General features: G+C 71.3%; 11 protein-coding genes and 1 pseudogene. 9 read left to right on the top strand and 3 right to left on the bottom strand.

Features of this window, described 5'->3' with window-relative positions:
- Positions 1-12 precede the first annotated feature (12 nt).
- The gene (locus tag OG349_RS01595; RefSeq protein ID WP_327232828.1) at positions 13-261 is read left to right on the top strand and encodes a hypothetical protein; all 249 of its coding nucleotides are present in this window, start codon (positions 13-15) and stop codon (positions 259-261) included.
- Here the strand turns inward: OG349_RS01595 and OG349_RS01590 are convergent.
- Positions 232-1,134 (bottom strand): oxidoreductase, encoded by a 903-nt coding sequence (locus OG349_RS01590; RefSeq protein ID WP_327232827.1) that lies wholly within the window; start codon positions 1,132-1,134, stop codon positions 232-234. The genes OG349_RS01595 and OG349_RS01590 overlap by 30 nt on opposite strands.
- A gap of 61 nt (positions 1,135-1,195) precedes the next feature.
- Between OG349_RS01590 and OG349_RS01585 the strand changes: the two genes are divergently transcribed.
- Positions 1,196-1,819, top strand: coding sequence for a TetR/AcrR family transcriptional regulator (locus OG349_RS01585; protein ID WP_327238406.1), 624 nt, complete (start codon positions 1,196-1,198; stop codon positions 1,817-1,819).
- A gap of 65 nt (positions 1,820-1,884) precedes the next feature.
- Here the strand turns inward: OG349_RS01585 and OG349_RS01580 are convergent.
- Positions 1,885-3,285 (bottom strand): annotated as a pseudogene (locus OG349_RS01580) (cytochrome P450); the annotation flags it as partial.
- 116 nt (positions 3,286-3,401) lie between these two features.
- Complete coding sequence (locus OG349_RS01575; RefSeq protein ID WP_327232826.1) at positions 3,402-4,007, bottom strand: DUF1349 domain-containing protein; 606 nt, start codon at positions 4,005-4,007, stop codon at positions 3,402-3,404.
- A gap of 172 nt (positions 4,008-4,179) precedes the next feature.
- On the opposite strand from OG349_RS01575, the gene OG349_RS01570 reads away from it, so the two are divergent.
- From OG349_RS01570 to OG349_RS01540, 7 genes are all read left to right on the top strand, one after another.
- A complete protein-coding gene (locus OG349_RS01570) occupies positions 4,180-5,451 on the top strand; it encodes an aldo/keto reductase (protein ID WP_327232825.1) in 1,272 nt (423 codons plus the stop codon).
- Positions 5,342-6,622, top strand: a complete 1,281-nt coding sequence (locus OG349_RS01565) for an ROK family protein (RefSeq protein ID WP_327232824.1) — start codon at positions 5,342-5,344, stop codon at positions 6,620-6,622. The genes OG349_RS01570 and OG349_RS01565 overlap by 110 nt, the downstream gene beginning before the upstream one ends.
- 315 nt (positions 6,623-6,937) lie before the next feature.
- A complete protein-coding gene (locus OG349_RS01560; protein WP_327232823.1) occupies positions 6,938-8,224 on the top strand; it encodes an extracellular solute-binding protein in 1,287 nt (428 codons plus the stop codon).
- Positions 8,224-9,195, top strand: a complete 972-nt coding sequence (locus tag OG349_RS01555; RefSeq protein ID WP_442806356.1) for a carbohydrate ABC transporter permease — start codon at positions 8,224-8,226, stop codon at positions 9,193-9,195. Before OG349_RS01560 ends, OG349_RS01555 begins: the two co-directional genes overlap by 1 nt.
- Positions 9,195-10,034: a carbohydrate ABC transporter permease gene (locus OG349_RS01550; protein WP_327232821.1), complete on the top strand. Its 840-nt coding sequence runs from the start codon at positions 9,195-9,197 to the stop codon at positions 10,032-10,034. The genes OG349_RS01555 and OG349_RS01550 overlap by 1 nt, the downstream gene beginning before the upstream one ends.
- 92 nt (positions 10,035-10,126) lie before the next feature.
- On the top strand, positions 10,127-11,098 hold the full coding sequence (locus OG349_RS01545; protein WP_327238405.1) for an aldo/keto reductase: 972 nt from the start codon (positions 10,127-10,129) through the stop codon (positions 11,096-11,098).
- 2 nt (positions 11,099-11,100) lie between these two features.
- Positions 11,101-11,736, top strand: a complete 636-nt coding sequence (locus tag OG349_RS01540) for a carbohydrate-binding protein (protein ID WP_327232820.1) — start codon at positions 11,101-11,103, stop codon at positions 11,734-11,736.
- The last annotated feature ends 109 nt before the right edge of the window (positions 11,737-11,845 follow it).

Genomic DNA, 11,845 nt, shown 5'->3' with positions numbered 1-11,845 from the left:
ACCCTCGGAGAGGTGAAGACCTTCTTCGGTTTCCTCTGCTTCGTCCTGCTGGCCCAGGGCGTCGGCGGCCTCCTGTACGAGCTGACCGGCGGGTGGTTCAGACTCTGGTCCCTGGTGGCCAGGTTCGACGTCTTCGACGGCTACGAGATCTATGTGTCGGTCGTGCTGATCGTCGCGGGTGTCGCCATGGGCGCGGCGGCGGAGGCGGTCGGGCGGCGCGTGGTGCCCTCGTCAGGGGACGAGGTGAGGAAAGGCGGTTGAGGTGAACCGCTCCGACGCCTCCCACAACTTCCGGGCGAGGACGGGGTCCTGGGCCACCGCGCTCCGCCCGACGAGCGTGGGGTGGCCGCGCTGCTCCCCCCGTCCGTCGGGGCCGACGTAACTCCCCCCGGCCAGCGGCTGGGTGGCCGCGAAGAGCGTGGGCAGGGCCCCCGCCGAACCGCTCTGCTGGACGATCCGCCCGACGGTGGCGGCCACGAACGTCATGGCGGGACCGAGGTGACGGTTGAGCCCGGTGGTGGCCGCGCCCGGATGCGCGGCCACCGCGAGGACGGCCGATCCGGCCTCCGTCAGCCGCCGTTGCAGCTCCAGCGTGAAGAGCAGGTTGGCGAGCTTGGACTGCCCGTAGGCGGCCGGGGCCCGGTACGGGCGGCGCCGCCAGTTCAGGTCGGTGAGGTCGAGCGCGGCCCCCTTGTGCGCGTTGGACGCGACGGTGACCACACGCCTGGTGATCCGGGGCAGGAGGAGGTTGGTCAGCGCGAAGTGACCGAGGTGGTTGGTGCCCAGGTGCGTTTCAAAGCCGTCGGCGGTCCGCCGCAGTGGCACGTTGGCCACCCCCGCGTTGTTGACCAGGACGTCGAGGGGCCGGTCCCAGGCCGCGGCGAACCGCCGTACCGAGGAGAGATCGGCCAGGTCCAGGGGAAGCACCCCGGGGCGGCCGGGCAGGTCCGAGGCCGCCGCGCGCGCCGCGTCGACGCTGCGGACGGCCAGGGTGACCCGGGCTCCGGCGGAGGCGAACGCCCGCGCCGTCTCCAGCCCGATGCCGCTGCCCGCGCCCGTGATCAGGACCGTACGGCCGGTCTGGGCGGGTAGGCCGGAGAGGGACCACCGTGGGGCGCGCGAGGAAGGGCTCATACGTCCAATGTAGACAATGGATACAATGTAGTCAACGACAACATTAGGATAGGGTGAGCCGATGAGCACCCCCCGGCCCTACCACCACGGCGACCTGCGGACGGCCCTGCTCCGGCAGGCGGAGCGGACGCTGGCCGCCCACGGCGCCGACGGCCTCTCGCTGCGGGAGCTGGCGCGGGAGGTCGGGGTCAGCCATGGCGCCCCGAGACGCCACTTCGCCGACAAGCAGGCCCTGATGGACGCCCTGGCCGAGGACGGGTACGAACGGCTGGGCCGCCGCCTGGACGCGGCGCTGGGCGGATCCCCCGACGTGTACGAGGACGGCGATTTCACGGCGCGGCTCGTGACCTTCGCGCAGGCGTACGTCGCGTTCGCGGTCGAGCACCGCGCCCTCCTCGGCCTGATGCACACATCGAAGGACGCGACCCGCGCCGCACGGCTCCGGGAGGCCAATGACCGCGCTTTCGCCGCCCCTGTCGCCCTGCTCGCCCAGGCACGGGCCCGGGGCGACATCGACGCCGACACCACCGGCCGCGTGGACCTGACCGTCCTCGCCGTCCTCCAGGGCCTCGCGGTCCTCGCCACCACGGGCGTGAACGGTGACCGGCCGCTGGAGGAACTGGTGTCCCGGACGGTCGGCACGCTGGTGGAGGGCCTGCGCCCGCGCGAGGGCGGTTCGTCCTGAGCCTGCCGCACCCGGGGGCCGGGCGTCCGCTCAGGCCTGCGGGCGGTCGTCCCGGCCGGGACGACCGCCCGCAGGGTCCCCCGTACCGGCAGGGAGGGCTGGAGCGTGAGCCCGGTCTTCGGCGGATTCTCGCCCGGCTCCACGTCGACATGGAAGCGCTGCGCGAGCGTCGCCAGGACGAGCACCGCCTCGACCATCGCGAACCGCGCGCCGAGGCACGCCCGCGCGCCGCCCCCGAACGGGAACCACGCGTGGTCCGGCACGGCGGGTGACGCGTCCGCGTCCCACCGCTCCGGGCGGAAGGCCTCCGGGTCGGGGAACCAGCGGGCGTCACGGTGGGCGCTCCACTGGCTCGACCACAGGACCGTGCCCTCCGCCACCGGCCGTCCCCCCAGCGTCGAATCCTGCTTGGCGATCGCCGTCATCAGCCAGACCGGCGGATAGAGGCGCAGGGTCTCCTTCACGATCTGCTCGGTCCAGGGAAGATCCTTGACATCGTCGTGCCCCGGCGTCCGGCCGGCGAGAACGTCCGCCAGCTCCCGGTCCAGGCGCGCCCGCGCCACAGGATCGCGGGCGAGGAGGTACCACGCCCAGGTCAGCGTCGTGCCGGTCGTCTCGTGGCCGCCGATGTAGAGCGTCACCGCCTCGTCGCGGATCTCCTTGTCGCTGAGCGGCCTGTCCTCCTCGTCCCGCGCGGCGAGCAGCCGGCTGAGCAGGTCGTCCCTGGTCTCCCCGTCCCCGGCGCGCCTGCGGTGGTCGGTGACCCGCGCGACCTCGCGGTCGATGACGGCCACGGCCCTCCTGAGCTGGCGGCGGCCCGGAGTGGGCACCCAGGGCGGCAGGAAGAGGGTGAGCCCCCGGAACTCACTGCCGATCTCCCGCTGCGCGATGTCCATCGCCGGACCGATCGCGCCCTCGCGCCCCGCCGTGTCGGCCCCGAACAGGGTGCGTACCGCGATGCGCTGGGTGAGGCCGAGCATCTCCTGCCGGACGTCGACACGCTGACCGGGCCGCCAGGAGACGGCCAGGGTGGCCGCGCAGTCCGCCATCGTGCCCGCGTGGCCCCGGACCTGACGGGGACGTACGGCCGGCTGGACCAGCGCGCGCTTGCGGCGCCAGGCCGGCCCCTCCGAGGTGACCACCCCCTCGCCGAGCACCAGCTTGAACGCCCAGCCGAGTTCGGGGTGGCGGTACCGCGTCTCCACGCCGGTGAGCAACTCCCCGATGTGCTCGGGCCGGGAGAGGAACAGGGCGCGCTGCGGCCCGAGTTTCCACTCGACGAGGTCGCCGAGCCCCCGTAACCGGGTGAAGAAGCCGAGCGGGTCACGGGCGAACGCGGGCAGGTTCCCGAGGAGGGGCACCTGGCGAGGGCCGCGTACGGGCACAGGTGCGGGGACGGTGGCGGCGGGAGTGGCGGCGGGAGCGGGAGTGGCCACGGGGTCGACAGGATCGGTCGGGTGCGTCATGGCGGGTCCTCGGCGGTGGGAGCGACGGGGGGCCCATCCAGCAAAGCGTCCGGCCGAGGCTTGTGCCAGAGGGCCTGCGGCAGCCCCGTGGCCACCGCCCGCGGCCCCCCGTCACCTCACGTGAGCGCGTCGAGACTCAGCGCGGTGAACCGGGCCGTGAAGCCCTTCCCGTCGGGCGACGCGCACATCGGCCCGGCCTGGGCGGGTACCTCCGGCGGGAAATAGGCGAGCCGCAGCATCGTCTCGGGTGCGCCGCCGAGGCCGTACAGGATCGTGACCGTGTCGCCCTCGCGCCGCAGCTCGACGGTCACCGGCCCCGGGGCGTCGGTGAGATACGCGAGCGGCACGACGTTCCAGTCGGACACCTCGCGGGTCACCACCGCGCTCAACTGCTGCCTGCCGTCGACGTACTCGATCCCGGTCTTGATCCAGTTCTTCCCGTCGATCCGCAGCAACAGCCCGGCCTGATCGTACTGTTCGTGGTACTCGCCACTGAACGTCGCCCGCAGCCGGAACTCCGCCGGCACCGGGCGCAGCAGCGCGTGCCCCGTGTCCCGTACGAAGCCGTAGTGCGTGGTCACCCAGAAGTCGGTGTCCGGGTCCGTCGTGACGTCGAGCGCGTCGTCGTACGGGGCCCAGCGGGCGGGCGGGTTCAGCCACGTCCAGTCGTCGAAGCCCAGACACGCTTCCGTGCCGGTGGTGTCGGTGGTGCTCTCGCCCATGGTGCCTCCTCGCGTCCGCGGTCGGCACACACCCTGCCACGTACCGTCCCGGCGTGCACGAGAGGTGCGGCTTGCCCCGGAGCGCGCTCCAGGGTGGAAGCTGGACACATCGGTCACTACCGACCGGACCCGTCGCTCGCCACCGAAAGGGCGCCACCTCTCCATGAAGAACGTGAAACTCGGATCCCAGGGCCTGACCGTCTCCGCCGAAGGTCTCGGCGCGATGGGGATGAGCGTCTGGTACGGCCCCCGTGACGAGCAGGAGGCCATCGCCACGCTCAACCGGGCGGTAGACCTCGGCGTCACACTCATCGACACCGCGGAGGCCTACGGCCCGTTCACGAACGAGAAGCTGATCGGGCGGGCCCTCGGCGCCCGCCGCGACGAGATCACCCTCGCGACGAAGTTCGCCACCGAGTTCGACGACGACGGAACGGCCCACGGGCCGAACGGCAGCCCCGCGTACGCCCACCGGTCGGTGGACCGCTCCCTGAAGCACCTCGGCACGGACGTCATCGACCTCTACTACCTGCACCGGGTGGACCCCGGCGTGCCCGTCGAGGAGACGGTCGGAGCGATGAGCGAGATGGTGCGGGCCGGGAAGGTCCGCTATCTCGGCCTGTCCGAGGCGACCCCCGACCAGCTGCGCCGGGCCCACGCGGTCCATCCGCTGACCGCGCTCCAGTCGGAGTACTCCCTGTTCAGCCGCGATGTGGAGCAGAACGGCGTGCTGGACACCGTACGGGAGCTGGGCATCGGATTCGTCGCGTTCTCACCGCTCGGCCGGGGCTTCCTGGGCGGTACGATCACCCGCCGCGAGGACCTGGCCCCGGACGACGCCCGGCGCGGCCTGAAGCGCTTCTCGGAGGAGAACATCACCGCGAACGCCGCACTGGCCGACCACGTCGGCGCCCTGGCCAGGGCCAAGGGCGTCACCTCCACCCAGCTGGCACTGGCCTGGCTGATGGCCCACGACGCCGTCCCGATCCCGGGCACCAAGCGCCGCACGTACCTGGAACAGAACGCCGGCGCGGCGGACATCGACCTGACGGCCGACGACCTGGCGTCGATCGAGGTCTTGGGCCCCCCACGGCAGCGCGGCGGGCGACCGCCACTAGGGCGTGTTTCTCGATCGGATGTCTCCGTCCGGTCAGTGATCACTGATGCGATGTGGCACCGGATCGGTGGGAGCGAGCACGGTGAACTGCGGTTTGATACCTTCTGGCAGTGCGCCCGTGAAGGGACGAACCCGCGGGTTCGCCGGGCCGACGGGTACAGGGAGGACCGAGGTGGCAAGGCGCACGAGCACGCCGTCAGCGGCGCAGATCCGCTGGATGAACGCCGCCGCGGTCTACGACGCCATGCGGGACGGCGAGTCCAGCACGGCGACGGACCTGATGACGCTGACCAGACTGTCGCGCCCGACCGTGCACACCACCTGTGACTGGCTCATAGCCCAGGGCCTGGTGGTCGAGGTGTCCGGCGACCCGGCGCAGGAAGCGCAGCCCGGCCGCCCGGCGCGCCGCTACCGCACCGATCCGCGGGCCGGCTTTGTGGTCTCGCTGGAAATCCGTGAGCGCCGGGTGACCGCCGCCGTCGCCGATCTGACCGGGCGGGTGTGCGGGGAGCTGTCCCACGAGGTCGACACCGACACCAGCCTGCGCTCGCAGGTCACCAGGCACGGCCCGGCCATCGCGCACGAGGTGATCGCACTGGCCGGACTCGTGCCTGAGGCGGTGTGGCAGGTGTGCGTGAGCATCCCGGCGCCGGTGCAGTCGCACGCCTACGACACGGCGACCGCGGCGGAGTACCGCGAGGGCAGCCGCGATGTGATCACCGAACTCGAACACACCCTGCCCTGGCCGGTGGTCGCGGAGAACGACGCCAACCTCGCGATGATCGGCGAGCATTGGCAGGGCGCGGCCCGCGGCCTTCAGAACGCGGTACTGCTCGACGTGTGCGAGAACGGCTTCGGCGCCGGGCTGATCGTCAACGGCCGCCTGGTGCGCGGCAGCAACGGTGTGGCCGGCGAGATGACCGCGGTGAATCTGCTGGCCGGCATGGGGCCGCCCGGCGGAGTGATGCGCAAGGCCGCGCAGTTGGGCGCGGAGGCGGTCCGCGAGGCGGTCGGCGGGGCGACGGCGACAGCGGATGCGAGTGCGGATACCTCCGCGGTGCCGGGTCCCGGGCGGCTGGTGGAACTCGCCGCGGGCGAAGCCGAGCAGGTGACCGCCGACATGGTCTTCGCGGCCTACGACGCCGGCGACCCGGTCGCCCGGCGGATCGTGGACCGGCTCGGCTCGATCGTGGCGCGCCCGGTCGCGATGCTGGCGACCATCCTCGACCCCGAACTCGTGGTGATATGCGGCCTGCCGGCCGCCACCGCCGCACGGCTGATGCCGGTCCTCGACGAGCGCACGCTCGACCTCTGCGAGCGGCAACTGGGCGCGCCCGCACCGCGGTTGTCGCCCGCCGCGCTGGGCGGGCGGGCGACCGTGCTCGGCGGGGTGCGCCGGGCGCTCGACGAGGTCGAAGGCCGGCTCTTCGGCGCCTCGCACAGCGACCGGTGGTCCACCTCCGCGGCGCCCTCGGCACGTACCGCCGACACCCGCTGACCGAAACTCGCCACACCCTCCTTCGCCACACCCTCCTTCGCCAGGCTGGAATCCGCCTCGTCGGCCGCGTCGCGATCCGCCGCGTCGACTGACCTCTGTGGGGCGCGCCGCTCGTATACGGCCCGTCACCGGTCCCTTCTGTCGCGCCGGCATCACCCACCCCCTGCCTCACGCCGCCCGCGCGCCGGGAACCGCAACTCCCGCGCATATCGCGGCGCGCGAACCGTTGACGGGCGATAGCGCCGTGGCTACGGTTGCGAAAACTCTTTAATAAATGCCCTTTCGAAACATCGGGGCATCGACAGAAGGACCCTCGTGAGACATCCCAAGGTGAAGATTGCCCTCGCCCTGCTGTCTGTCACGCTGTTGACCGCCGCCTGCGGGCGATCGTCGGACAGCGGCAGCGGAGCGGATTCCGGCCAGTCGGCGGGGCAGAACGCCGCCGCGCCGAAGACCGCCGAACTGACCATGTGGGCGATGGGCAGCGATGGCGACAACCTCCCTAAGCTGCTCAAGCAGTTCGAGACCGAGAACCCCGGCTACAAGGTCAAGGTCACCTCGATACCGTGGCAGGACGCGGCGGCCAAGTTCCGTACCGCGGAAGCCGGCGGGGTCACCCCCGACATCGCCCAGGTCGGCACCACGCTGATGGGCGGCCTCACCGACGGGTTCCAAACGGTGCCCGCGGGCACGGACACCAGCGTCTACTTCCAGGGGCCGCTCAAGTCGGCGCAGGTGGGGAGCCAGACGGTCGGCGTGCCGTGGGCGGTGGACACGCGGGTGCTGTTCTACCGGACCGACCTGGCGAAGGCGGCGGGCTTCGACGGGCCGCCGAAGACCTGGGACGACCTCAAGAAGCTGGCCAAGGGCATGCAGACCAAGGGCCACGCGGAGTACGGCATCAGGATGTCGACGACGCCCGACCAGGATCTGCAGAACTCCTTCGCCTTCCCGTGGTCCAACGGCGCCCAGATCATCAGCCAGGACGGCGGAAAGTGGACCTTCGACACCCCGGAGACGGTCGAGGCGTACCGCTACTTCCAGAGCTTCTACACCGACAAGATCGCCGACCCGAACCCCTCGGCGGGCGCGGGCGCCGCGGAATCGGCCTTCGTCAGCGGCAAGCTGGGCATCCTGGTGGCCGGCGCGGGTGAGCAGAACGCGCTGGACGAGGCGGGCGGTGCGGACTTCAAGAAGAAGTACGCGCTGGCCACCTTCCCCAAGCAGAAGTCGGCGACGTCCTTCGCGGGCGGCTCCGACCTGGTGGTCTTCAAGAAGTCCAAGAACAGCGCGGCGGCCTGGAAGCTGATCCAGTGGCTGTCCAAGCCCGACGTACAGGCCAAGTGGTACCAGATCGACGGCGCGCTGCCGGCCGTGCAGAGCGCCTGGCAGCAGCCGGAACTGGCCGCCGACCCGCGGCTCCTGGTCTTCGGCGACCAGCTCAAGGACACCAACGCGCCGCCGCCCAACGCCACCTGGCTGGAGGTCGCCGACGCGGTGGGCCAGCAGCTGGAGCAGATCGTCAAGAACGGCAAGGACCCGGCCGCGGCGATGAAGGCCGCGCAGTCCGCCGCCGACGGCATCGGCACCGGCGGCAGATGATGGCTGTCCTCACCGGAGGAGCGGAGAAGGGTGCCGCCACCCGGCCTGCGGGCCGCGGTGGCGGCGCGGGCCGGGCTTCCGGCGCACCGCGCGGCCTGCGGCGCCGGCAGAGCCTGATCGCCTGGGGTTTCTCGCTGCCCTTCGTCCTGCTCTTCGCCTCGTTCACGCTGATCCCGCTGCTGTCGTCCTTCCTGATGTCCTTCACCGACTTCAAGAGCGCTGACGTCGACAGCCCGTTGGCGGTGAACTTCGTCGGCATCGACCAGTACCACACGCTCTTCGGGAGCGCGCAGTTCCTCAAGTCGCTGCGTAACACCGCCTACTTCGTGGTGGTCGGCATCCCGCTCACCATGGGTATCGCGCTGGTCCTGGCGGTGGCGCTGAACAGCGGCATCAGCCGCTTCCGCACCGCCTTCCGGGTCGGCTTCTACACCCCGGTGGTCACCAGCATCGTGGCGGTGGCCGTGGTGTGGCGCTTCATCCTGCAAAGGGACGGCCCGCTGAACGCGGTTCTCGGCTGGGTCGGGATCAGCGGTCCCGACTGGCTGGCCAGCACCACCTGGGCGATGCCGGCGATGATCGGCCTCGGTGTGTGGCGCAACATGGGCACGCTGATGGTGATCTTCCTGGCCGGGCTCCAGACGATCCCGGCCGAGGTCACCGAGGCGGCCATGATCGACGGCGCCGGGCCGGTCAAGCGCTTCCTGCGGATCACCGTTCCGCTGATGCGGCCGACGCTGCTGTTCGGCGCGGTGCTGCTGTCGGTGTGGTATCTGCAGTTCTTCGAGGAGCCGTTCGTCATGACCCAGGGCGGCCCGCTGGACGCGACGCTGTCGGTCAGCTACTTCGCGTTCAAGCAGTTCGGGTTCGGCAACTACGCCTACGCGTCCGCCGCGAGTTATGTGCTCTTCATCGCCATCGCGCTGCTCAGCATGGTGATGTTCCGCGCCCTGAGATCCAAGGAGGACTGATGCGGGCGACCTTCGACCGCCTGTGGGCGCGGCGGCGGCTGCTGACGTATCTCGGCCTGGTGGTCGCGGTGGTGATCACGCTGCTGCCGTTCCTGTGGATGCTGCTCGGGTCGTTCAAGACCCAGGGCGAGATCCTGCGCGACCCGTCCGGCTTCCTGCCGCAGCACCCGACGTCGGGCAACTACAGCACCTGGTTCGACCGGCTGCATCTGGGCCGGTTCTTCCTCAACAGCCTGATCGTGGCGCTGGTGACGGTGGCCGGCAATCTGCTGTTCTGCTCGATGGTCGGCTACGCGCTGGCCAAGTTCCACTTCGCGGGCAAGCGGCTGGTGTTCACGCTGGTGATGATCACCTTGATGGTGCCGGGCGTGGTCACCTTCGTCCCGCTGTTCGTACTGGTCACCAAGCTCGGCCTGACCAACACCTACACGGCGCTGATCCTGCCGTTCCTGACCTCGCCCATGGGGGTGTTCATGATGCGGCAGTTCATCTCCGGCATCCCCGACACCCTGCTGGAGGCGGCCAGGATCGACGGCGCGGGCGAGCTGCGGATCTGGGCGCGGATCGTGATGCCGCTGTGCGGGCCGCCGCTGGCGACGCTGGGCATCCTGACCTTCCTCGGCTCCTGGAACAACTTCCTGTGGCCGCTGGTCGCCGCGCAGAGCCAGGACATGTACACCCTGCCGGTCGCGCTGTCGCTGTACTCGACCGGCCAGATCGCCACCCAGTACGGCCTGCTGCTGGCCGGCTCCGTCCTGGTCATCGCGCCCATCGTGCTCGTGTTCGTCTTCGTCCAGCGGTATTTCACCCAGAGCATCGCGACCATCGGCGTCCGCTAGGGCGTGTCCGCCTCCCCCTCCCACCCGAAAGGAAGCACCCCCCAGTGCAGCCAAGCAGCACCTTCACCGCCGCCGCGGCCCGGTACGACGAGATGGCGTACCGCAGGCTCGGCGCGAGCGGACTGCTGATACCCGAGATCTCGCTCGGGCTGTGGCAGAACTTCGGCGACGACGTCGGCGCGGACCGGCACCGCGCGATCATCACCCACGCCTTCGACCGCGGTGTCACCCATTTCGACCTCGCCAACAACTACGGCGAGCCGGCCGGCTCCGCGGAGGCCAACTTCGGCGAGGTGCTGCGCCGCGACCTGGGCCGCTACCGCAACGAACTGGTCGTCACCTCGAAGGCCGGCTACCGCATGTGGCCCGGCCCGTACGGTGAATGGGGCTCGCGCAAGTACCTGACGGCGAGCCTGGACGAGTCGCTGGCCCGGCTCGGCCTGGACTACGTCGACATCTTCTACTCGCACCGCTTCGACCCGCACACCCCGCTGGAGGAGACCGTCGGCGCGCTGGCCGATCTGGTGCGGCAGGGCAAGGCGCTCTACGTCGGGGTGTCCAACTACGACGCCGAGCAGACCGCGCGGGCCATCGCGCTGCTCGACGAGCTGGGGGTGCCGCTGGCGGCGCACCAGCCGCGGTACTCGATGCTGGACCGCACGCTGGAGGACGGGCTGCTCAAGGTGCTCGACGACGGCGGGGTGGGCTGCGTCTGCTATTCGCCGCTCGCCCAGGGCCTGCTGACCAGCCGTTACCTGGCCGGCACCCCGGCGGAGTCCCGGATGGCGCGCGGCGGGACCCTGAGCCGCTCCAGCCTGAGCCCGGAGCTGGTGGCCGCGCTGCGCGGTCTGGACGCGGTGGCGCGGGAGCGCGGGCAGAGCCTGGCGCAGACGGCGCTGTCCTGGGCGCTGCGCGACCGGCGGGTGACGTCACTGATCATCGGGGCGAGCAGCGTCGGGCAGTTCGACGAGAGCCTGGACGCGCTGCGCGGCCCGGCCTTCACCGACGCGGAACTGGCCGAGGTCGACCGGCTGCTGGCCGGCACCGAGGGAACGGAGATCTAGCCGTGCCGCTGCTGCCTCCTCCCCGTGCCTACCAGGGCCGTCCGTTCGGTGGTGACGTCGGCCCCGCAGGGGCGCAGCTGATCCCGGGACGCCTGATGTGCGCGTACTACGACATCGGCGGCGAGGGCGTCGCCTTCCATGACGCGGCCCACCGCAACCAGGGCAGCGGGCTGCTCAACCCGCCGGACGGCAGCTACCTCAACGGCTTCCGGGCGGACGAGGCCGTCGGCATCAGCTACACCAAGGGCAACGGCATCGACGACCACCCGTTCAACGCCGCGCAGCCCGCCCTGGGGCTGCTCTACGTCGGGTGGACCTCGCCGGGCAACTGGCTGCGCTACACCTTGGACGTCACCGCCCCGGGGCCGTACACCGCGACGCTGCTGTACACCGCGCCGCAGGGCGGGGCGATCGCGCTGACCCTGGACGACGACCCGGTCACGGAGGTCGTGGAGGTGCCCTCGACGGCGGACGACGCCGACGAGGTGCCGTGGCGGCAGGCGCACCACTGGGCGGAGCTGACGTTCCCGCTGCCGGCGACGGAGCCCGGCCGGCACGTCCTGACCCTGCACACCGTGCGGACCGGGCTGATGAATTACGCCTGGCTCGACGTCCGGGGGCACGAGCGGGCGGTCTGAACGGGCGGCCCGTTCCCGGACGGACCCGCGCTCAGGGAGCGGGTCCACCCGGGGACACGCGGCCGGGCGGCTGCCGGAACGATCCTGCTGGTCAGGATCCTTCCGGCAG

Origin of the sequence: Streptomyces sp. NBC_01317 (assembly GCF_035961655.1) — a bacterium.
Taxonomy (GTDB): Bacteria; Actinomycetota; Actinomycetes; order Streptomycetales; family Streptomycetaceae; genus Streptomyces.
Note: the sequence above shows the minus strand (reverse complement) of the source record. Positions and strands in the feature narration are given on the sequence as shown.